The sequence below is a fragment of the Cellulomonas oligotrophica genome, assembly GCF_013409875.1.
Taxonomy (GTDB): domain Bacteria; phylum Actinomycetota; class Actinomycetes; order Actinomycetales; family Cellulomonadaceae; genus Cellulomonas; species Cellulomonas oligotrophica.
The window spans coordinates 17573-37881 of record NZ_JACCBK010000001.1; the positions used below are offsets into that span (position 1 = coordinate 17573).

Here is a 20309-nt window from a genome sequence, read left to right on the forward strand (position 1 = left end):
AGCGCCCGGGGTCGCGCGCTCAGCCGACCCCGAGCACGAACGGGCGCACCGCCGTCGCGCCCGCGCGTCGCAGCAGGCGCCCGGCCACGGTGAGCGTCCACCCGGTGTCGGTGCGGTCGTCCACGAGCAGCACCCGCTGACCGGCGACCCGCCCGGCCACGTCGGCCGGCAGGTCCAGGTGGTGCACGACGTCGGCGAGGCGCTGCGCGGAGTTGACGTCGTGGCGCGGCGGCGTGCCCACCGGGAGCAGGCGACCGGCGTCGGGCACGCCGAGCAGGCGCGCGGTGCCGGCGGCGAGGTGCTCGACGAGCAGCCCCCGGGACGCCGACCCGACCGCCACGACGACGTCGACCTCGGGCGCCCACGCCTCGAGCACCTGCCGCACGGGCGTGCGCAGGCCGACGGGCAGCTCGGCCGGCACCTGCTCGCGCAGCGCCTCGCGCAGCGGACCGCCCCACCCGAGGCCGTCGAGCCGTCCCACGGCACGGCCCTCGGTGACGTTCTCCTCCGCGGGGATCCGGCCGCGCAGGTCCAGCCCGAGCGCGGTCAGGCCCGACGGCCACTGCCGGCGGGCGGCGACCGGCTCGCCGGGCACCGCCAGCAGCGCGCGGGCCGCGTCGACGGCCGCACCGGTCGGCGCGGCACCGACCTGGTGGCCCGTGCAGCGGTCGCACCGCCCGCAGGCCCACCCGTCGACGAGCTCGGGGTCGTCCAGCGCGGCACGCAGGAAGGCCATCCGGCACCCCGTCGTGGCCTGGTAGTCCAGCATGGTCCGCTGCTCGGCGTGCCGCGCGGCGGTCACGCGTGCGTAGCGCTCCGCGTCGTACGACCAGGGCCGGCCCGTCGGCTCCCACCCGCCGCGCACGCGCCGGACGGCGCCGTCGACGTCGAGGACCTTGAGCATCCCCTCCAGGCGGGTGCGGCGGAGCGAGACGTACGTCTCCAGCGCCGCGGTCGAGAGCGTGCCGTGCTCGGCGAGGGCCGCCAGCGCGGCGCGGACGTCGTCCTCGGGCGGGAACGCCGTCGAGGCGAACCACTCCCAGATCGCGCGGTCGTCCTGGCCGGGCAGCAGCACGACGTCCGCGCGCGACGTGGCGCGGCCGGCGCGCCCCACCTGCTGGTAGTACGCGATCGGCGAGCTCGGGGCGCCCACGTGCACGACGAACCCCAGGTCGGGCTTGTCGTAGCCCATGCCGAGCGCCGACGTCGCGACCAGCGCCTTGACGCGGTTGGCCAGCAGGTCGCCCTCGAGGGCCTCCCGCTCGGTCGGGTCGGTCTGCCCGGTGTACGCGCGCACGTCCAGGCCCGCGGCGCGCAGGTGCTCGGTGACCTGCTCGACGGCGGCGATGGTCAGGCAGTAGACGATGCCGGACCCGGTCAGCGTCGGCAGGGTCGCCGCGAGCCACGCGAGCCGGCTCGCGACGTCGGGCAGCTCGGTGACCTGCACGTGCAGGCTGGGGCGGTCCAGGCCGCCGCGCAGCACGAGGGTGGCGTCCTGCTCGTCCGCCAGCTGCTCGGCGACGTCGGCGGTGACCCGCGCGTTCGCGGTGGCGGTGGTGGCGAGCACCGGCACGCCCGCGGGCAGGTCGCCCAGCAGCGTGCGGATGCGCCGGTAGTCGGGCCGGAAGTCGTGGCCCCAGTCCGAGACGCAGTGGGCCTCGTCGACCACGACGAGGCCGGCGTCGGCGGCCAGCGACGGCAGCACCTCGTCGCGGAACCCGGGGTTGTTGAGGCGCTCGGGGGAGACGAGCAGCACGTCGACCTCGCCCGCCGCGATGCGGGCGTGCACGTCCGCCCACTCCTGCACGTTCGCGGAGTTGAGCGTCTGCGCCGCGATGCCGGCCCGGCGCGCGGCGTCGACCTGGTTGCGCATGAGCGCGAGCAGCGGGGACACGATCACCGTGGGGCCGCGCCGGGGGCCGGCGGCGCCCTCGCGCAGCAGCGCCGTCGCCACGAAGTACACCGCGGACTTGCCCCAGCCGGTGCGCTGCACCACGAGCACCCGGCGCCGGTCGGCGACCAGCGCCTCGACGGCCTGCCACTGGTCGTCGTGCAGGCGGGCGTCGTCGCGGCCGACGAGCGCGCGCAGCACCTGCTCGGCGCGCTCGCGCAGCGCGGTCCGGTCGACGGGCGGTGCGGCGGGGGGAGCGGGGGTCACCCGGCCAGCCTAGGTCGCACCCCGGACACGGCCACGGGCGGTGCCGTGCACGTCCCTAGACTCGTGCCGTGACCGCCGCCCCCGACCGCACCGCCGGCGTCCTGCCGCTGCGCCCCGAGCTCGTCGGCCTCGAGCCGTACGGCGCGCCGCAGCTCGACGTCCCGGTCCTGCTCAACGTCAACGAGAACCCGTACGCGCCGTCCGAGGCGGTCGTCGCCGACGTCGCCGCCGCGGTCGCGGACGCGACGCGCACGCTCAACCGCTACCCCGACCGGGACTTCCTCGCCCTGCGCGAGGACCTCGCCGCGTACCTGCGCACCGAGTCGGGCGTGGACCTCGACCCCGCGCAGCTGTGGGCCGCGAACGGCTCCAACGAGGTCATGCTGCACCTGCTGCAGGCCTTCGGCGGGCCGGGCCGCACGGCCCTGTCGTTCGCGCCGACGTACTCGATGTACCCCGAGTACGCCCGCGACACCTCCACCGCCTGGGTCGCGGGCCGCCGCGCGGAGGACTTCTCGCTCGACCCCGACGCGGCCCGGGCCGCGGTCGCCGAGCACGCCCCGAGCGTGGTGCTGCTCGCCAGCCCCAACAACCCCACCGGCACCGCGCTGCCCGCCGCGACCGTGGTCGCCGTGCTCGACGCCGCCGCGCAGGTGCCCGGCGGCTGCGTGGTCGTCGTCGACGAGGCCTACGGGGAGTTCCGCCGCGCGGGCACGCCGTCGGCCCTCGAGCTGCTGCCCGACCACCCGCACCTGGCGGTCAGCCGCACGATGTCCAAGGCCTTCGGGCTCGCCGGCGCCCGCGTCGGCTACCTCGCCGCGGCCCCGGCGCTCGTCGACGCGCTGCGGGTCGTGCGCCTGCCGTACCACCTCTCGGCCGTCACGCAGGCCGTCGCGCGCGCGGCGCTCGCCCACGCCCCCGAGCTCATGGCGCAGGTCGGGTCGTTGCGCGACGAGCGCGACGCCCTCGTGCTGTGGCTGCGCGGGCGCGGGTTCGACGTGGCGGACTCCGACGCGAACTTCGTGCTCTTCGGCCGGTTCGACGACCGGCGCGCCGTCTGGCAGGGTCTGCTCGACCGCGGGGTGCTCGTGCGCGTGGTCGGGCCCGACGGCTGGCTGCGCGTCTCGGTGGGCACACCCGCCGAGACGGCCGCCTTCAAGGACGCACTGGTGGAGGTGACGGGTCGATGACCGGTCCGCAGGGAACGACCGCGGGCACCGCCCGGCGGACCGCGCGCGTCGAGCGCGCCACGAGCGAGTCGACCGTCCTGGTCGAGGTCGACCTCGACGGCACGGGGCGCACCGACGTCGACACGGGCGTGCCGTTCTACGACCACATGCTCACCGCGCTCGGCAAGCACTCGCTGGTCGACCTCACGGTCCGGGCCAGCGGCGACACGCACATCGACGCGCACCACACCGTCGAGGACGTCGCGATCGTGCTCGGCCAGGCCCTGCGCGAGGCCCTCGGCGACAAGCGCGGCATCACCCGCTACGGCGACGCCACCGTCCCGCTGGACGAGGCGCTGGCCCACGCGGTCGTCGACGTGTCGGGCCGGCCGTACCTCGTGCACTCCGGCGAGCCCGAGGGGCAGCAGTACCACCTCATCGGCGGGCACTTCACCGGCTCGCTGACCGCTCACGTGCTGGAGTCGATCGCCCACCACGCGGCGTTCACCATCCACGTGCGCGTGCTGGCCGGCCGCGACCCGCACCACATCGTCGAGGCCCAGTTCAAGGCCCTCGCGCGCGCGCTGCGCGCCGCCCTCGCGCTCGACCCGCGCGTCGACGGCGTGCCGTCCACCAAGGGGGCCCTGTGAGCACCGACCCGACGTCCGGCGCGACCCCGGGCGCCGACGACGACCCGTTCGCCGACCTGCAGATCCCCGACGACCTCTCGGGGCTCGACGCGCCCGACGAGCCGACGGTCGCCGTCGTCGTCACCCAGGTCGCCGTCGCCGGCGCGCTCGCGGCCGCGTGCTCGCTCGCGCAGGTCGACGTCGACGCGGTCCCGTCCCCGGTCGGGGCGATCGCGGTGCTGCGTGACCCGGCCGCGGGCGCGACCGCCACCGCGGCGATCTCCCAGCTCCTGCGCCAGGCGCCCGTGGTCCTGCTCGAGCGGCGCGCCGAGCAGGTCTCCGCGACGCAGTGGGTCGCAGGGGCGCAGACCAAGGAGCTGCCCCCGGGCCTGGTGCTGTCCGGTGCGCCCGAGGTGCTCGAGGACCTGCTGCTCGGCGACCTCGACCCCGCGACGGTCGAGGGCACCGTCACGAGCGTCGGCCTCTCGCGCTGGAAGGCGATGCGGATGATCGCGGGGAACCGCCCCCGGGGCTGACCGCCCGGCCGTCCGCGCCGGGGTGCCGGCGGGCCGGACGCGGGCACGGCGCGGCCCGCGGCGCCGGTAACCTGGCGCCGTGCCCACACCCCGCGTCGTCGTCCTCGACTACGGCTTCGGCAACGTGCGCTCGGCGGTCCGCGCCCTCGAGCGCGTCGGCGCCGAGGTCGAGCTGACCGCCGACAAGCGCGCCGCGCAGGAGGCCGACGGTCTCGTCGTGCCGGGCGTCGGCGCGTTCGCCGCCGTGATGGCCGGGCTGCGCGCCGTCGGCGGCGACCAGGTCGTCGACCGGCGCCTCGCCGGCGGCCGGCCCGTGCTCGGCATCTGCGTCGGCATGCAGGTGATGTTCGCCGAGGGCGTCGAGCACGGGGTGCGGACCGACGGGCTGGGCGAGTGGCCTGGCGTCGTCGACCGCCTCGAGGCCGACGTCGTGCCGCACATGGGCTGGGCCACGGTCGAGCCGCCGCCCGGGTCGGTGCTCTTCGACGGGCTCGCCGACGAGCGGTTCTACTTCGTGCACTCCTACGCGGCGCGGTCCTTCCCCCTGCACGACGAGGTCCCCGCGGGCGAGCACCCGCTGCCCGCCCCGCTGGTCACGTGGGCCGAGCACGGCGACCGCTTCGTCGCCGCCGTCGAGAACGGCCCGCTGGCCGCGACCCAGTTCCACCCCGAGAAGTCGGGCGACGCGGGGGCCGAGCTCCTGCGGCGCTGGCTCGGCCTGCTGCGCTGAGCCGACGCACGTCCCTTCCGCAGCCCGCCTCCCCACCACCCGGAGAACACCCATGACGACCACGCCCCCCGCCCCGCGCCTGGAGCTCCTGCCCGCCGTCGACGTCGCCGACGGCCAGGCCGTGCGGCTCGTCCAGGGCGCGGCCGGCTCGGAGACCGGCTACGGCGACCCGCTCGCCGCCGCCCTCGACTGGGCCGAGGGGGGCGCGGAGTGGATCCACCTCGTCGACCTCGACGCCGCGTTCGGCCGCGGCTCCAACGCGGCGCTCCTCGCGGACGTCGCGAGCGAGCTGGACCGCCGCGGCGTGCGCGTCGAGATCTCCGGCGGCGTGCGCGACGACGCGTCCCTCGAGCGGGCGCTGGCCACCGGGGCCACGCGCGTCAACCTCGGCACGGCAGCCCTCGAGGACCCGGAGTGGACCGCCCGGGTGATCGCGTCCCACGGCGAGCAGATCGCCGTCGGGCTCGACGTGCGCGGCACGACCCTGGCGGCGCGTGGCTGGACCCAGGACGGCGGCGACCTGTGGGACGTGCTCGCCCGCCTGGAGGACGCCGGCTGCGCGCGCTACGTCGTGACCGACGTGACGAAGGACGGCACGTTGCGCGGCCCGAACGTCGAGCTGCTGCGCGAGGTCTGCGCCCGGACCGACGCCCCGGTGGTCGCGTCGGGCGGCGTGTCCAGCCTCGCCGACCTCGAGGCGCTGCGCGCCCTCGTCCCCGTCGGCGTCGAGGGTGCCATCGTCGGCAAGGCGCTCTACGCGGGGGCGTTCACGCTGCCGCAGGCGCTCGACGTCGCCGGGCGGCCGTCCGCGTGAGCGGGCGCGCGCTGCCTCCGTCGTCGCCGTTCGCCGGCGACGACGGCTCGGCGGACCCGCGGCTGGCCGAGGTCCTGGCCGAGCACGCGCTCGGCCGGGCGGGCCTGGCCGACGTCGTCACGGCGCTGGTCCCCACGCGCGTGCTCGTCCCGGTCCTCGCCGAGCTCGAGCAGGCGGGCACGGTCGTGCACGACGGCCACGAGCACACGGTCGACAAGGAGGCGTCCGCGGGCGTCGTCGCGCTGCGGACCCCGGACGGGCGCACCGCGCTGCCGGTGTTCACGGGCGTCGACGCGATGCGTCGCTGGCGCCCGGACGCCCGGCCGGTGCCCAGCGACGTGCCGCGTGCCGCGCTCTCGGCCGTCGGCGAGGGCTGGGAGGTCGTCGTCGTCGACCCCGCCGGACCGGTGACCGTGGTGCTGCCCCGCACGGCCGTCTACGCGCTCGCGCAGGGGCGTGCCTGGGCCCCGGCCGTGCGCGACGACGCCGTCGACGAGGACGTGCGCGCCGCCGTGCGGGCCGCGCTGGCGCCCGTGCGTCTCGTGGTGCGCGCCGACGCCGTCCCGGGCACCCGCGCGGAGGTCGCCGTCGAGCTGTCGCTCGTCCCGGGCCTGGACCGCACCGGCCTGGACCGCGTGCTGGCGCAGGTCAACGCGGCGCTCGCGGGTGACCCGACCGTGGCGGAGCGGGTCGACTCCCTCGAGCTGCGCCTGCGCGCCGCCGGCTGACCGCCCGCGCGGACGGTGTGCCGGACCGCGGGGTCGTCAGCGTCGGCGGCGCAGGGCCCAGGCCAGCGCCCAGGCGGTCGCGGCGACGGCGCCGACGAGCTGCCCGCCCAGGATCACGCGGTTCAGGTCGAGCGCCGGTCGCCAGTGCGCCCCGTCGGCGTCGACGACGAAGACCCCCAGGGGCTTGACCTGCGTGCCCCAGCCGCCCCCGCCGGCGTCCCCGCTGCCCTGGGGCGAGGGTCCGCCGCCGCCGACGGCCCCGTCGCCCGCGCCTGCCCCGGCGCCCAGCGCACCGGTGACGCGCGCCACCGGCACGACGAGGGTGCCGTCGCGCTCGTACGCCTCGCCGAACACGCGGCGCACCGTCAGGGTGTCCTGCGCGGCCCGGGTCAGGGCGGCGACGTCGAAGCTGTGCTCGGTCATCTCAGGGTTCCCCTCGTCGACGGGTGCGCGTCGGGACCGGTGCGTCGCCTGCTCAGCCGCAGGTGGGCGCGGGGCCGAACGCCGTCCCGTCCTCCAGCATGGACCTCAGGGTGCTCACGGGCACGAGAAAGCTGAGGTCGTCCGCGTTCTTGGCGTAGACGACCCCGATGACGCGGCCCTCCGCGTCGAGCGCGGCCGACCCCGAGCTGCCCGGCTCCACGGGGGCGTCGGTCACGAGGACCTGCCCGAGGTTCGCGTTGAGCGGGTCGGTGACCTGGCCCACGACCTGCCCGTCGGTGACGGTGAGCTGGCGGCCCAGCGGGTACCCCACCACGGTCACGGCGTCGCCCACGACGGGGTCGGCGTCGGCCAGGACGGGGGCCGACGGCAGGGCGTCGACGGTGCGGACGATCGCGAGGTCGGCGAGGTCGGCGGTGCTGGCGGCCTCGGCGCCCACGTCGCGGCCGTCGTAGGTGCTCAGCTCCAGCGCGGCGGAGTCGGCCACGACGTGCCGGTTCGTGACCAGCGTGTGCTCGTCGATCGCGAACCCCGAGCCCGTCGAGAGCGTGCCGCAGCCGACGTTGCGGATCCGCACGGCCATCCGCTGCGCGGCGTCGAACCCGTCGGGGGACAGCCGGGACTCGCCGACCGACGCGGACGGCTCGGGGGCGCTGCTGGGCACGACGCCCGTGGGCACGGGCGTCGGCGGGTCGGGCAGGAGCGCGCAGCCGCCCAGGACGGTCGCGCCGACGAGGGCGAGCGCGAGGGTGCGGGTCGCGCGGCCCGGCGCGGCCGCGGTGGGTGGCCTCATCGGGTCAGCTCGGCCTGCAGGGAGTCGTTCGCCTCGGTCGCGGCGCCGCACACCTCGTCGACGTCGGCCTCGAAGCCGGCGAGCTCCTGCGCGTCGTACTGCTCCTGCTCGCGCAGGTACCCGATGAGCTGCTCCTGCCCCTCGATGCAGCTGGCCAGCGCGGTCGCGACCTGGCCGGCTGCCTGCGACACGCGCGCCTGGTAGTCGGCGAGCTGCTGCGTCGCGGCCGACGTGTCGCCGAGCTGGGCCTTCTCGTCGGCGAGCGACGTGATCCGGGACTGGGCGTTCGCGAGCTGGGCCTGCACGCCGGCCAGCTCGGCCGAGGTCGCGTCGAGGTCCGCGCGCGACTGCGCGAGCTCCTCGCCGTGCTCGCGCGCGAGGCGCTCCCAGTCGGCCGCCGCCTCGCCCCACGCCTGCGTGGTGCGCCACAGGTGCGTGCCGAGCACCCCGGCGCCGACCAGCACGGCGACGAGGACGACCGCCAGCACGACCGTCGCCCGGCTGCGCGGCCGGGAGGTGCGGCGGGCGCCCGGGTCACGGGCCTCGACGTCGTGCAGCGCGACCGGGACCGGTCCGCCTCCCGGCGGGACCGACGGTGCGGGGCCGCCCGCCGGCGCGCCGGGCGTGCCCGCGGCCGGCTGCCCGGGGGGTGTCGGGGGGAAGGACGGGGGAGGTCCGTGCATCGGCCCAGGATAGGCGCGCGGGCGTCCGCGCGAGGGTCGCTCGACGGTCGGCGGGGCAGCAGGTCGCAGCCCGCCGGCCGGTGGCCCGGCGGCCCGTGGGAGACGTCCGTCACGAGGCCGCCGTCCGGGACCCTCGGTGGACGGGGCGCACGCCCGCAGGGTCCATCATCGACACCTGTGAGAACCGCCTACGCCGACGTGCTGCGCCTGCCGGGCGTGCTGCGCCTGACCCTGATCGCCCTCGTCGCCCGTCTCCCGCACGCGATGACGGGCGTGGTGCTGACCCTGCACGTCGTGGGTCGCCTCGACGAGGGGTACGCGCGGGCGGGCGTCGTCGCCGCGGCGATGACCGTCGGCGTCGCGATCGGCGCGCCGTGGCGCGGGCGCCTCGTGGACCGGCTCGGCCTGCGTCGCGCCCTGGTGCCGTCGGTCGTCGTGGAGAGCCTCGTCTGGCTCGTGGCCCCGCACCTGGCCTACTGGCCGCTCGTCGGTGCGGCGTTCGTCGGCGGCGTCTTCCTCGTGCCGGTGTTCTCCGTGGTGCGCCAGTCGCTCGCGGTGCTCGTGCCGCCCGCCCAGCAGAAGGCCGCGTACGCGCTCGACTCGGTCGGCACGGAGCTGACCTTCATGCTCGCGCCCGTCGCGGGCGTGCTCCTGGTGACGCAGGGGTCGAGCGTCCTGGGCCTGACGGTCGTCGGGGTCGCCACGGTCGGGGCGGGCGTCCTGCTGCTGTGGGCGGACCCGCCGACGCGCAGCGCGCCGTCCGCGACGCAGGACGCACCGGTCGACGTCCCGTCCGGGCGCCTCCTGTCGGCGCCGCTGCTCGTCGTGCTGCTCGCGGGCGTGGGTGCCGCCTTCGTCCTCGTCGGCACGGACGTCTCCCTCGTCGCCGCGCTGAACGACGCCGGGAGGGCGCAGGACGTGGGCTGGATGATCGCGCTGTGGGCGGGCGGCTCCGTCGTCGGCGGCCTCGTGCACGGCGCGTCCGCCCGCCAGCCGTCGCCGCTGCTGCTGGTCGCGCTCCTCGCGCTGGCGACCGTGCCTGCCGCGCTCGTGGAGGGCCAGGTGGCCCTCGCCCTGGCGGTCGTGCTGGCCGGCCTGCCGTGCGCACCGGCGCTGTCGTCGATCAACGCCACGCTCGTGCGCCTGGTCCCCGAGCACCGGCGCGGCGAGGTGATGGGCTGGAGCGGCACGATGCAGACCGTCGGCAACGCGCTCGGCGCCCCGCTGTGCGGCTGGGCGATCGACCGGGCCGGTGCCGGGGCAGGGTTCCTCACGGCCGCGGGGACGGGCCTGCTCGTCGCGGGTGGCGGCCTCACGGTCGTGGCCGTCGTGCGTCGTCGGCGCGCGGTCCGGCCCGCTGCGGTCCGGCCCGTGGCGCCCGCGTCAGGAGACGGGGCCGGTGAACGCCTCGCCCGGCCCGTCGCCGGGGGCGTCGGGGAAGGGGCTGGCCTCGCGGAACGCGAGCTGGACCGACCGCAGCCCGTCGCGCAGGGCGCGGGCGTGCTGGTTGCCGAGGTCGGGCGCGGAGGCGGTGACCAGGGCGGCGAGGGCGGTGATGAGCTTGCGGGCCTCGTCGAGGTCCCGGTGCGCTGACCCCGGCCCGTCCGGCCCGTCGGGCGCGAGCCCGCACTTGACCGCGGCGGCGCTCATCAGGTGCACCGCGGCGGTGGTGATGATCTCGACGGCCGCGACGTCCTCGATCTCGCGGACCGCCTGGGCGGTGACGTCCTCGTGCGCGCCCGGCGCGTGCTCCTCGTGCATGGCGCCGATCCTCTCACCCGTGCACGGGCGCCCCGCACGCGCACGGCCCGCACGGCGACGGCCCCGCACCGCCGGGGGAGCGGTGCGGGGCCGTCGTGGCCGGTGCCGCGGTCAGGCGACCGGGACGCTCGCGGTGCCGGGCTCGCCGGCCTCGACGGGTGCGCCGGCGGCGGCCAGGGCGGCCGCGAGGGCCGCGCCGAGGCCCGCGTCGACGTTCGTCCAGTACTGCACGGCACGGGCACGGATCACGTCGCTCTTCACGCCGCCGACGTGGCCCGTGATCGTCTCCAGGAAGCGGGCGCGCGCGGCGTCGTCGAAGACCTCGCGGTACAGCGTGCCCGCCTGGCCCCAGTCGTCGTCCTCGGGGTGCGGGGTCGCCGCGGCGCGCACCATCTCGCCGTCGGACTCCCAGCCGCCGGACTCGCCGGCGCGCGCCGGGTCGGCCGCGGGGCCGCCCAGCGAGTTCGGCGCGTAGACCGGCCGGTCCGCGGGGGCGAAGTCGTACCGCGCCGCACCGTCCTTGGAGTAGGAGTGCACGGGCGCCTGCGGGGCGTTGACGGGCAGCTGGGCGTGGTTCGTGCCCACGCGGTACCGGTGCGCGTCGGCGTAGGAGAAGATCCGCGCGAGCAGCATCTTGTCCGGGCTCGGGCCGATGCCCGGGACGAAGCTGCTCGGCGCGAAGGTCGCCTGCTCGATCTGCGCGAAGTAGTTCTCGGGGTTGCGGTTGAGCTCCATGACGCCGACCTCGATCAGCGGGTAGTCCGCGTGCGGCCACACCTTGGTCAGGTCGAACGGGTTGAAGCGGTAGCTCTTCGCGTCCTCGTACGGCATGACCTGCACGCGCAGCGTCCACCGGGGGAACTGCCCGTCCGCGATGTGCTCGTGCAGGTCGCGGATGTGGTGGTCGGCGTCGGACCCGGCCAGCTGCGCGGCCTCGTCGGCCGTGAGGTTGTCGATCCCCTGCTGGGTCTGGAAGTGGTACTTGACCCAGAAGCGCTCGCCGGCCGCGTTGACCCACTGGTAGGTGTGCGAGCCGAACCCGTCCATGGTCCGCCACGAGCGCGGCAGGCCACGGTCGCCCATCAGCCAGGTCACCTGGTGCGCGGACTCCGGCGACAGCGACCAGAAGTCCCACTGCATGTCGTTGTCGCGCAGGTTCGAGCCCGGCAGCCGCTTCTGCGAGCGGATGAAGTCGGGGAACTTGATCCCGTCGCGCAGGAAGAACACGGGGGTGTTGTTGCCGACGAGGTCGTAGTTGCCCTCGGACGTGTAGAACTTCAGCGCGAAGCCGCGCGGGTCCCGCCACGTGTCGGGCGACCCGTGCTCGCCGGCGACCGACGAGAAGCGCGCCAGCATGTCGGTCGTCGTGCCGGGCTGGAACAGGGCCGCCCGGGTGTAGGCCGACACGTCGTGCGTCACCGTGAACGTGCCGAACGCGCCGCCGCCCTTGGCGTGCACGACCCGCTCCGGCACGCGCTCGCGGTTGAACTGAGCGAGCTTCTCGACGAGGTAGTGGTCGTGCAGGACGATCGGGCCGTCCGCGCCGACGGCGAGGGAGTGGGCGTCGGAGGCGACGGGCGCCCCGGCGTTGTTCGTGGTGGGCGGCACGTGGGTCACGTGGTGTCCTCTCGGTCGGCCCCGGTGGGGCGTGGCGCACCGCCGGGGCGGCGGTGCGGGCGGGGGGTCGGGCGGCGCGCCCGGGTGGCGTCGCGCGGGCGGTCAGCCGGCCGCGCGGCAGGCGGGGCACAGGCCCCAGAAGGTCACCTCGGCCGTCTCGACGTCGAAGCCCGACGTCGAGGCGGGCACCAGGCAGGGGGCGTGGCCGACGACGCAGTCGACGTCGTCGACCGCCCCGCAGCCCCGGCACACGACGTGGTGGTGGTTGTCGCCGACGCGGCGCTCGTAGCGCGCCGGGTGGCCGGCGGGCTCGATGCGCCGCAGCATGCCGGCGCCGGTCAGTGCGTGCAGGACGTCGTAGACGGCCTGCACGGACACCGTCGGGAGGGTGGCGCGCACGCGGCGCAGCACCTCGTCGGCGTCGAGATGGGGATGGTCGTGCAGAGCCGCCAGCACCGCGAGCCGCGGGCCGGTGACCCGCAGGCCGTGGGCTCGGAGCTCGTCGGTGTGGGGCACACGACGACTCAACCACGTTTTCTGGAATCGTTCAAGAGAAATGCTGACGATGTGTCGCGATCCTGGTGCGCGCGCAGCCCGGGTGCCGTCGCGCAGGGTGGCTCTGGTAGTGTCGACTCCGACTGATCCGCGCCGTCGTGCGTCCACGGGTCGTCGAGCGGGCCCGGACCGGGTCGTCGCGCGGCGGCTCGCGGGGGAGCGGCGGAGCGGTCGCACAAGTGGAGACCTCTCCCACCTGGGCCCCGACCGCCCGGCTCGCGCCGGCAGCAGGGGCCGGGTCGCAGTCCAGGACCGTCGTCCGTGACGCCGGTCCGGCGTCCGCCGTGCAGGCGGCCGCCCGGATTGTCGAGGCCTCCGACCTGTGCTCAGGGCGGGGGCCTTCCTCGTCCCTGGTGTCCACCACCACGACCGAGGAGCATCCACATCAGCGAGCCCCGCATCAACGACCGGATCCGTGTCTCCGAGGTCCGGCTCGTCGGACCCAACGGTGAACAGGTCGGCATCGTGCGCCTCGAGGACGCCCTGCGCCTGGCCCAGGACGCCGACCTCGACCTGGTCGAGGTCGCGCCGACCGCCCGACCGCCCGTGGCGAAGATCATGGACTTCGGGAAGTTCAAGTACGAGGCGGACATGAAGGCGCGTGAGGCCCGGCGCAACCAGGCCAACACGATCCTCAAGGAGATCCGCTTCCGCCTGAAGATCGACCCCCACGACTACGCCACCAAGAAGGGCCACGTCGAGCGGTTCCTCAAGGCCGGCGACAAGGTCAAGGTCATGATCATGTTCCGCGGTCGCGAGCAGTCGCGCCCGGAGATGGGCATCCGTCTGCTGCAGCGCCTCGCCGACGACGTCGCGGAGTTCGGCTTCGTCGAGAGCTCGCCGCGCCAGGACGGGCGCAACATGATCATGGTGCTGGGCCCGGCCAAGAAGAAGGCCGACCAGCGCAACGAGCAGCGTCGTGCCGCGGCGGCGCAGGCCCGCGAGTCCGGCGAGCCCGAGGCCGAGGTCACCGAGAAGCCCCGCGTGCCGTTCCCGGCCGCGGAGGAGGCTCGTGAGCGCATCGCCGAGCAGCCCGCCGCCGCCGCGCCCGCACCGGCGCCCGTCGTCGAGCAGCAGCCCGCTCCGGCGCCCGCCCGCCCGGCGACGTCCGCCCCCGCCCGTTCCGGCGCGCCGGCACGGTCCGGCGGCCCGTCGCGCTCCTCCGGCCCCTCGCGGCCCGGCGGACCCGCGCGCTCCGAGCAGCCGGCCCGCCCGGCGGCGTCTCCCGCTGCGGCCCCGCGTCCCGCGCCCCAGGCGCGTCCGCAGGCCCCGCGGCCCGCAGCGGTGCCCCGGCCCGCCGCACCGCGTCCCGCCGCCGCACCTGCACGCCCCGGACCCCGGAGCGCCGCCGGCGCGTCCGCACCGAAGCCGACCCCCCGGCCCGGCCCGGCAGCCCCCCAGGGCGCCGCGGCGGGCTCCGAGGACGCCGGCTGACCTGCACGACGGACGGGTGCCCCCGCGCCCGCACGACACACCGCCGCACGACCGTGCGGCGTGAACGACAAGGAGAGACGGCAGCCATGCCGAAGAACAAGACGCACTCCGGTGCCAAGAAGCGGTTCCGGGTCACCGGTACCGGCAAGGTCATGCGCGAGCAGGCCGGTGGCCGGCACCTGCTGGAGCACAAGTCGAGCCGCCGCACCCGCCGCATCGCCGGTGACGTCGTCGTCTCGCCCGCCGACACCCCCAAGATCAAGAAGCTGCTCGGCCGCTGACCCGCGCGGCGCCCACCCGGCGCCGGCAGGGCCGACGAGCCCCTGACACCCCAAGGAGCATCACGTGGCACGCGTGAAGCGGGCGGTCAACGCCCAGAAGAAGCGTCGCTCGACCCTCGAGCGGGCAAGCGGCTACCGCGGGCAGCGCTCGCGCCTGTACCGCAAGGCCAAGGAGCAGGTCACCCACTCCCTGGTCTACGCCTACCGCGACCGCAAGGCGCGCAAGGGCGACTTCCGCAAGCTGTGGATCCAGCGCATCAACGCGGCGTCCCGCGAGCAGGGCCTGACGTACAACCGCTTCATCCAGGGCCTCAAGGCCGCGGGTGTCGAGGTCGACCGTCGCGTCCTCGCCGACATGGCGGTCAACGACGCCGCGGCGTTCGCCGCGCTCGTCCAGGTCGCCAAGGCCGCGCTGCCCGAGGACGTCAACGCGCCCTCGGCCGCCTGAGCCGTCCGACCCCGCAGCCCCCGTCGTCCCCCGGGACGGCGGGGGCTGCGTCGTCCCCGGGGGACGGCGGCGTCGTGGACCTCCCGCGCCAGGGATGATGGACGACGTGCCGGACGACCTGATGACCAACCCGCGCGCCGACCGCGTCCGCGCCGTGCACGCGCTGACCACCCGGGCGGCGCGCCGCCGCACGGGCACCTTCCTCGTCGAGGGCCCGCAGGGCGTGCGCGAGGCCGTCGCGCCCGGCGGCCCGCCGGTGCACGACGTGTACGCCACGCCCGAGGCGGCCCGCCGGTACGACGACGTGCTGGCCGCGGCCCGGGCCCGTGGCGCACGCGTGCGCCTGGGCGACGAGGACGTGCTCGCGGCGATGAGCCCCGACGCGCAGGGGCTGGTCGCGGTGGTCGCCCTCGTCCCCACGGGGCTGGGGGAGGTCCTGGCCGCCGGTCCCACCCTCGTCCCCGTGCTGGCGCACGTGCGCGACCCGGGCAACGCGGGCACCGTGCTGCGCGCGGCCGACGCCGCCGGGGCCGACGCCGTGCTCCTCACGCGGAGCAGCGTCGACGTGCACAACCCCAAGGCGGTCCGGTCGACCGCGGGGTCCCTCTTCCACGTCCCCGTGGTCACCGGTCTGGACGCGGGACCCGCCGTGCAGGCGCTGCGGGCCGCGGGGCTGACGGTCCTCGCGGCGGACGGCGCCGGCGACCACGACCTGGACGACCTGCTCGACGTCGCCGGGCAGGCGCCGGCCGGCACCCCGGACCTCGCGCGACCGACCGCGTGGCTGTTCGGCAACGAGGCGTGGGGGCTGCGCGAGGAGGACCGGGCGCTGGCCGACGCGGTCGTGCGCGTGCCGATCCGGGGGCGCGCCGAGTCGCTCAACCTCGCCACGGCAGCCGCCGTGTGCCTGTTCGCGTCCGCCCGGGCGCACCGCACCCGGACCGCCCCCGCGTGAGCGCCGCGGCCCGGTGACCTGGCAGGCTGGGGGGCATGCGACTGTTCGCGGCGGTCTGGCCGCCGGACGACGTCCTCGACCACCTCGACCTCGCCCTCGCGGGCGTGCGCCGGCGCGCGGCCGGCACCGACGAGACCGTGCGCTGGTCCGCACGCGAGACGTGGCACCTGACCGCCGCGTTCTACGGCGACCTCGCCGACGCCTCCCTCGACCCGCTGGGCGCGGAGCTCGCGGAGCTGGCCGCCCGGACCGCGCCGTTCTCGCTCGCCCTGCGCGGCGCCGGGCTCTTCGCCCACCGCACGCTGTGGGTGGGCATCGGCGGCGACACGGCGGCGATGTCCTCGCTCGCCCACGCGGCCCGCGACGTCGGGGCCGACCACGGTGCGGGCGAGGACCCGCGGGTGCGCAACCGCCCGCACCTGACCGTCGGCCGGGTCCGTCCCGGCGGGCGCCCGGCCCGGCGCACGGCCGGGCCGCGCGGCGCCCGCGGCCCGGCCGGGCGCACCGGGGCCGACCGTGGCCGCGGTGACGCCCTGGACCCCGCCGACGCGCTCGTGCAGGCGCTCGCGGTGTACGAGGGCCCGGCCTGGTGGGTCGACGCCGTGGTGCTCGTCGAGTCCCGGCCCGGCGCCGGGCGTGGCGGGGGACCGCTGTACACGCCCGTCACCCGGTATCCGCTCGGGGCGGCCTGACGCCGCCGATAGACTCGCCAGCCGGCCGACGTGCGCACGTGCGCCGGTCGCCGGTCAGCCGCCCGACGGGCGCGACGACCGCCTGGAACCGTCCTGGAAGGTCCGGATGTCCCCCGACACACCCCTGTCCCCGCTCGACGCCGACGGCGTGCAGGCGGCGCTCGACGCTGCGCTCGCGGCCGTCGCGGCCGCCGGCGACCTCGACGCGCTGAAGACCGCGCGGCTGGCCCACACCGGCGACTCCAGCCCGCTGGCGCTCGCGAACCGTGAGATCGGCCGGCTGCCCGGCCCCGACAAGGCCGCCGCCGGCCGCCTCGTCGGCCAGGCGCGCGGCCGGGTGAACGCCGCCGTCGCGGCGCGCACGGCCGAGCTCGAGGCCGAGCGGGACGCCCGCGTGCTCGTCGAGGAGACCCTCGACGTCACGCTGCCCGGCGACCGTCGCCCCGCCGGCGCGCGGCACCCCCTCTCGACGCTGTCCGAGCGGGTCGCCGACGTGTTCGTCGCGATGGGCTGGGAGATCGCCGAGGGCCCCGAGCTCGAGGCGGAGTGGTTCAACTTCGACGCCCTGAACTTCGGCGTCGACCACCCGGCTCGCCAGATGCAGGACACGTTCTTCGTGGCCGCCCAGGACGCGGACGCGCCCGAGGACGGCTCCGGCATGGTGCTGCGCACCCACACCTCGCCCGTGCAGGCGCGCTCGCTGCTCGGGCGCGGGGTGCCCGTGTACATCGCCTGCCCGGGCAAGGTGTTCCGCACCGACGCGCTGGACGCGACGCACACGCCGGTCTTCCACCAGGTCGAGGGTCTCGCCGTCGACAAGGGTCTGACGATGGCCCACCTGAAGGGCACGCTCGACCACTTCGCGCGCGCGATGTTCGGCCCCGACGCGCGCACCCGGCTGCGGCCGTCGTTCTTCCCCTTCACCGAGCCGTCCGCCGAGATGGACCTGTGGTTCCCGCAGAAGAAGGGCGGCCCCGGCTGGATCGAGTGGGGCGGCTGCGGCATGGTCAACCCGAACGTGCTCCGCGCGTGCGGCGTGGACCCCGAGGAGTACTCGGGGTTCGCGTTCGGCATGGGCATCGAGCGCACCCTGATGCTCCGTCACGCGATCGCGGACATGCGTGACATGGTCGAGGGCGACGTCCGTTTCTCCGAGCAGTTCCGGACGGTGGTCTGACATGCCTCGCATCCCCCTGACCTGGCTCGGCGAGCACGTCGAGCTCCCCGCGGACCTCACGGCCGAGCGGCTGGCCGCCGACCTCGTGCGCGTCGGGCTCGAGGAGGAGGCCGTGCACTCCTCCGGCGTGACCGGCCCGCTCGTCGTGGGCGAGGTCCTCGCCCTCACGCCCGAGCCGCAGAAGAACGGCAAGACGATCCACTGGTGCCAGGTCGACGTCGGCGCGCACAACGCGCCCGACGCCGACGGGAACCCCACCGTGGCCCGCGGCATCGTGTGCGGGGCGCAGAACTTCGGCGTCGGCGACCGTGTCGTCGTCGCGCTGCCCGGCGCCGTGCTGCCGGGGCCGTTCCCCATCGCCGCCCGCAAGACGTACGGGCACGTGTCCGACGGCATGATCTGCTCCCAGCGAGAGCTCGGCCTCGGCGACGACCACGCCGGGATCATCGTGCTCGAACGGCTCGGCTTCGGCCCGGACGTCACCGCGCCCGGCACCGACGCGCGCGTGCTCCTCGGCCTGGCCGACGAGGTCCTCGAGATCAACGTCACCCCCGACCGCGGCTACTGCTTCTCGATGCGTGGAGTCGCCCGCGAGTACTCCCACGCCACGGGGGCCGTGTTCACCGACCCCGGGCTGCCGGGCCCCGGCGTGCTCGATGCGCGCCCCGCCGGCGTCGCCGTCGAGATCGACGACGAGCGCCCCGTGCACGGGGTGCCGGGGGCGGACCGGTTCGTCGCCCAGGTCGTGCGCGGGGTGCGGGCGTCGGCCCCGTCGCCGGCGTGGATGCAGACCCGCCTCACGCAGGCCGGCATGCGTCCCGTCTCGCTCGCGGTCGACGTGACCAACTACGTGATGCTCGACCTCGGTCAGCCGATGCACGCCTACGACCTGGCCACCCTCACGGCCCCCGTCGTGGTGCGGCGGGCCGCGGCGGGCGAGCGGCTGACCACGCTCGACGGCGTCGATCGCGCCCTCGACGAGCACGACCTGCTCGTCACGGACTCCACGGGCGGGCGCGCCGCCCGCGTGCTCGGCATCGCCGGTGTGATGGGCGGCGCGGACAGCGAGGTGGGCGACGCGACGACCGACCTGCTGCTGGAGGCCGCGCACTTCGACCCCGTCACGGTCGCGCGGTCGGCGCGCCGGCACCGGCTCGCGTCCGAGGCGTCCAAGCGCTTCGAGCGCGGTGTGGACCCGCAGCTGCCGCGCGTCGCCGTCGCGCGGGCGGTCGCGCTCCTCGTGGAGCACGGCGGCGGCACCCCCGACGACGCGCTCACGGACGTCGGCACCCCCGCCCCGCCGGCGCCCGTGACGGTCGACCCGACCCTCCCGGCGCGCCTCGTCGGTGTCCCGTACACGGCGGCCGAGGTGCGCAGCACCCTCACCCAGGTCGGCTGCACCGTCGAGGGTGCGGACGACGCGAGCACCTGGACCGTCCACGTGCCGACCTGGCGGCCCGACCTGGTCGCGGGCGTCGACCTGGTCGAGGAGGTCGCCCGCCTGCGCGGGTACGACGCGATCCCCTCGGTCGTGCCGCCCGCCCCGACCGGCCGCGGGCTGACGCGCGACCAGCGGGTCCGCCGCGCGGTCGCGGACGCGCTCGCCGCGGCGGGACTCGTCGAGGTCCTGAGCTACCCCTTCGTCGGCCCGGACCAGCTCGACGCCCTCGGCCTCGACGCCGACGACGCCCGGCGCCGCGCGGTGCGTCTGGTGAACCCGATCTCCGACGCGCAGCCGTTCCTGCGCACCGACCTGCTCGTGACGCTGCTCGACACGGTCCGCCGCAACGTGGCCCGGGGCACGGGCGACCTCGCGGTCTTCGAGGCCGGCCTCGTGACCCTGCCGGGGCAGGGCGCCGGCGTCGCGCCGCGGCTGCCGGGAGGCGTCCGGCCCGACGACGCGACGCTCGCGGCCCTCGACGCAGCGCTGCCCGACCAGCCCCTGCACCTCGCGGCGGTGCTGGCCGGCGAGGTGGAGCGCGGCGGGTGGTGGGGCCCGGGCCGTCCCGCGCAGGTCACGGACGTGCTCGGGCTCGTCGAGCGCGTCACCGCGCTCGCGGGGGTCACGGCGACCGCGCGCGCCACGGTGCGCGCACCGTTCCACCCGGGCCGGTGCGCCGAGCTGGTCGCGCCCTCGGGCCGGGTGCTGGGGCACGCGGGCGAGCTGCACCCCAACGTGCTCGCGGCCCTGGGGCTGCCTGCGCGTGCGGTGGCGTTCGAGCTCGACCTGTCGGTGGTGCTCGCCGAGGCGTCCGCGGACCCGGTCGAGGCGGTCCCGGTGTCGACGTTCCCGGTCGCCAAGGAGGACGTGGCGCTCGTCGTCGACGCGGACGTGCCGGCGGGCGAGGTCCTCGCCGCGGTGCGGGCCGGCGCCGGCGACGTGCTCGAGGACGTCCGGCTGTTCGACGTCTACACCGGTGACCAGGTGGGGCCGGGCAAGCGGTCGCTCGCGTTCGCGCTGCGGCTGCGGGCGGCCGACCGGACGCTGACGGCGGCGGAGACGGCGGCGGTTCGTGACGCCGTGGTCGCGCAGGCGCACGCGCGGGTCGGCGCGGTCCTGCGGGGCTGAGGTCGGTCGGACGAGGGCGGCACCGGCACCCGGACGCCGGTGCCGCCCTCGTCGTCGTCCGGGGCCCGCGAGGTCCTGGCGACCGCCCCGGGGCGCTGACCTGGACGGACGTCTTGGACGAAACACCAGAGGTCGGACG

At 76.6% G+C, this 20309-nt stretch carries 20 protein-coding genes and 1 pseudogene; 14 read left to right on the top strand and 7 right to left on the bottom strand.

Annotation, left to right across the window (positions count from 1 at the left end; translation table 11 throughout):
* Positions 1-19 precede the first annotated feature (19 nt).
* The gene (locus BKA21_RS00085; protein WP_140460533.1) at positions 20-2158 is read right to left on the bottom strand and encodes a RecQ family ATP-dependent DNA helicase; all 2139 of its coding nucleotides are present in this window, start codon (positions 2156-2158) and stop codon (positions 20-22) included.
* 68 nt (positions 2159-2226) lie between these two features.
* Between BKA21_RS00085 and BKA21_RS00090 the strand changes: the two genes are divergently transcribed.
* The 6 genes from BKA21_RS00090 to BKA21_RS00115 all read left to right on the top strand — a co-directional run bounded on the left by BKA21_RS00090 (position 2227) and on the right by BKA21_RS00115 (position 6764).
* The gene (locus BKA21_RS00090; protein WP_140460534.1) at positions 2227-3348 is read left to right on the top strand and encodes a histidinol-phosphate transaminase; all 1122 of its coding nucleotides are present in this window, start codon (positions 2227-2229) and stop codon (positions 3346-3348) included.
* Positions 3345-3977, top strand: a complete 633-nt coding sequence (gene hisB / locus BKA21_RS00095; protein ID WP_140460535.1) for an imidazoleglycerol-phosphate dehydratase HisB — start codon at positions 3345-3347, stop codon at positions 3975-3977. The genes BKA21_RS00090 and hisB overlap by 4 nt, the downstream gene beginning before the upstream one ends.
* Positions 3974-4492 carry a DUF2058 domain-containing protein gene (locus tag BKA21_RS00100; protein ID WP_140460536.1) on the top strand — a complete coding sequence of 173 codons (519 nt, stop codon included), beginning with the start codon at positions 3974-3976 and terminating at the stop codon, positions 4490-4492. The genes hisB and BKA21_RS00100 overlap by 4 nt, the downstream gene beginning before the upstream one ends.
* A 79-nt stretch (positions 4493-4571) precedes the next feature.
* Positions 4572-5222, top strand: a complete 651-nt coding sequence (gene hisH / locus BKA21_RS00105; RefSeq protein ID WP_140460537.1) for an imidazole glycerol phosphate synthase subunit HisH — start codon at positions 4572-4574, stop codon at positions 5220-5222.
* Between the two features lie 52 nt (positions 5223-5274).
* The gene (gene priA / locus BKA21_RS00110) at positions 5275-6036 is read left to right on the top strand and encodes a bifunctional 1-(5-phosphoribosyl)-5-((5-phosphoribosylamino)methylideneamino)imidazole-4-carboxamide isomerase/phosphoribosylanthranilate isomerase PriA (RefSeq protein ID WP_140460538.1); all 762 of its coding nucleotides are present in this window, start codon (positions 5275-5277) and stop codon (positions 6034-6036) included.
* On the top strand, positions 6033-6764 hold the full coding sequence (locus BKA21_RS00115) for an SseB family protein (RefSeq protein WP_140460539.1): 732 nt from the start codon (positions 6033-6035) through the stop codon (positions 6762-6764). Before priA ends, BKA21_RS00115 begins: the two co-directional genes overlap by 4 nt.
* A 36-nt stretch (positions 6765-6800) precedes the next feature.
* On the opposite strand, the gene BKA21_RS00120 is transcribed toward BKA21_RS00115, so the two are convergent.
* From BKA21_RS00120 to BKA21_RS00130, 3 genes are read right to left on the bottom strand one after another with little or no spacing between them, the layout of a single operon-like run.
* Positions 6801-7187: a spore germination protein GerW family protein gene (locus BKA21_RS00120; RefSeq protein ID WP_140460540.1), complete on the bottom strand. Its 387-nt coding sequence runs from the start codon at positions 7185-7187 to the stop codon at positions 6801-6803.
* 52 nt (positions 7188-7239) lie between these two features.
* A complete protein-coding gene (locus BKA21_RS00125) occupies positions 7240-7998 on the bottom strand; it encodes a S1C family serine protease (protein ID WP_140460541.1) in 759 nt (252 codons plus the stop codon).
* Positions 7995-8681 (bottom strand): hypothetical protein, encoded by a 687-nt coding sequence (locus BKA21_RS00130; RefSeq protein ID WP_239072978.1) that lies wholly within the window; start codon positions 8679-8681, stop codon positions 7995-7997. Before BKA21_RS00130 ends, BKA21_RS00125 begins: the two co-directional genes overlap by 4 nt.
* Before the next feature lie 216 nt (positions 8682-8897).
* On the opposite strand from BKA21_RS00130, the pseudogene BKA21_RS00135 reads away from it, so the two are divergent.
* Positions 8898-10031: pseudogene (locus tag BKA21_RS00135) on the top strand (MFS transporter); the annotation flags it as partial.
* 33 nt (positions 10032-10064) lie between these two features.
* Here BKA21_RS00135 and BKA21_RS19160 read toward each other — a convergent pair.
* From BKA21_RS19160 to BKA21_RS00145, 3 genes are all read right to left on the bottom strand, one after another.
* Entirely contained in the window at positions 10065-10442 is a 378-nt protein-coding gene (locus BKA21_RS19160) for a DUF1844 domain-containing protein (protein WP_140460543.1), read from the bottom strand.
* A 111-nt stretch (positions 10443-10553) separates the two neighbouring features.
* Complete coding sequence (locus tag BKA21_RS00140) at positions 10554-12059, bottom strand: catalase (protein ID WP_140460544.1); 1506 nt, start codon at positions 12057-12059, stop codon at positions 10554-10556.
* Between the two features lie 102 nt (positions 12060-12161).
* Entirely contained in the window at positions 12162-12575 is a 414-nt protein-coding gene (locus tag BKA21_RS00145; protein WP_140460545.1) for a Fur family transcriptional regulator, read from the bottom strand.
* A 342-nt stretch (positions 12576-12917) separates the two neighbouring features.
* On the opposite strand from BKA21_RS00145, the gene infC reads away from it, so the two are divergent.
* From infC to pheT, 7 genes are all read left to right on the top strand, one after another.
* Entirely contained in the window at positions 12918-14048 is a 1131-nt protein-coding gene (gene infC / locus BKA21_RS20060) for a translation initiation factor IF-3 (RefSeq protein WP_218886956.1), read from the top strand.
* Between the two features lie 86 nt (positions 14049-14134).
* On the top strand, positions 14135-14329 hold the full coding sequence (gene rpmI, locus BKA21_RS00155) for a 50S ribosomal protein L35 (RefSeq protein ID WP_046528208.1): 195 nt from the start codon (positions 14135-14137) through the stop codon (positions 14327-14329).
* A gap of 64 nt (positions 14330-14393) precedes the next feature.
* The gene (rplT, locus tag BKA21_RS00160) at positions 14394-14777 is read left to right on the top strand and encodes a 50S ribosomal protein L20 (protein ID WP_140460546.1); all 384 of its coding nucleotides are present in this window, start codon (positions 14394-14396) and stop codon (positions 14775-14777) included.
* A 97-nt stretch (positions 14778-14874) separates the two neighbouring features.
* Positions 14875-15732 carry a TrmH family RNA methyltransferase gene (locus BKA21_RS00165; protein WP_239072977.1) on the top strand — a complete coding sequence of 286 codons (858 nt, stop codon included), beginning with the start codon at positions 14875-14877 and terminating at the stop codon, positions 15730-15732.
* 35 nt (positions 15733-15767) lie between these two features.
* The gene (thpR, locus tag BKA21_RS00170; RefSeq protein WP_140460547.1) at positions 15768-16424 is read left to right on the top strand and encodes an RNA 2',3'-cyclic phosphodiesterase; all 657 of its coding nucleotides are present in this window, start codon (positions 15768-15770) and stop codon (positions 16422-16424) included.
* Between the two features lie 106 nt (positions 16425-16530).
* Entirely contained in the window at positions 16531-17601 is a 1071-nt protein-coding gene (gene pheS / locus BKA21_RS00175) for a phenylalanine--tRNA ligase subunit alpha (RefSeq protein WP_140460548.1), read from the top strand.
* A 1-nt stretch (position 17602) separates the two neighbouring features.
* Positions 17603-20170, top strand: coding sequence for a phenylalanine--tRNA ligase subunit beta (gene pheT, locus BKA21_RS00180; protein WP_140460549.1), 2568 nt, complete (start codon positions 17603-17605; stop codon positions 20168-20170).
* Positions 20171-20309 lie beyond the last annotated feature (139 nt).

Coding starts and splice junctions, on each gene's coding strand:
- BKA21_RS00125 (WP_140460541.1), bottom strand. CDS start 7,998: ATGAGGCCACCCACCGCGGCCGCGCCGGGCCGCGCGACCCGCACCCTC.
- BKA21_RS00130 (WP_239072978.1), bottom strand. CDS start 8,681: ATGCACGGACCTCCCCCGTCCTTCCCCCCGACACCCCCCGGGCAGCCG.
- BKA21_RS00120 (WP_140460540.1), bottom strand. CDS start 7,187: ATGACCGAGCACAGCTTCGACGTCGCCGCCCTGACCCGGGCCGCGCAG.
- priA (WP_140460538.1), top strand. CDS start 5,275: ATGACGACCACGCCCCCCGCCCCGCGCCTGGAGCTCCTGCCCGCCGTC.
- BKA21_RS19160 (WP_140460543.1), bottom strand. CDS start 10,442: ATGCACGAGGAGCACGCGCCGGGCGCGCACGAGGACGTCACCGCCCAG.
- thpR (WP_140460547.1), top strand. CDS start 15,768: ATGCGACTGTTCGCGGCGGTCTGGCCGCCGGACGACGTCCTCGACCAC.
- rpmI (WP_046528208.1), top strand. CDS start 14,135: ATGCCGAAGAACAAGACGCACTCCGGTGCCAAGAAGCGGTTCCGGGTC.
- pheT (WP_140460549.1), top strand. CDS start 17,603: ATGCCTCGCATCCCCCTGACCTGGCTCGGCGAGCACGTCGAGCTCCCC.
- pheS (WP_140460548.1), top strand. CDS start 16,531: ATGTCCCCCGACACACCCCTGTCCCCGCTCGACGCCGACGGCGTGCAG.
- hisB (WP_140460535.1), top strand. CDS start 3,345: ATGACCGGTCCGCAGGGAACGACCGCGGGCACCGCCCGGCGGACCGCG.
- BKA21_RS00165 (WP_239072977.1), top strand. CDS start 14,875: ATGGACGACGTGCCGGACGACCTGATGACCAACCCGCGCGCCGACCGC.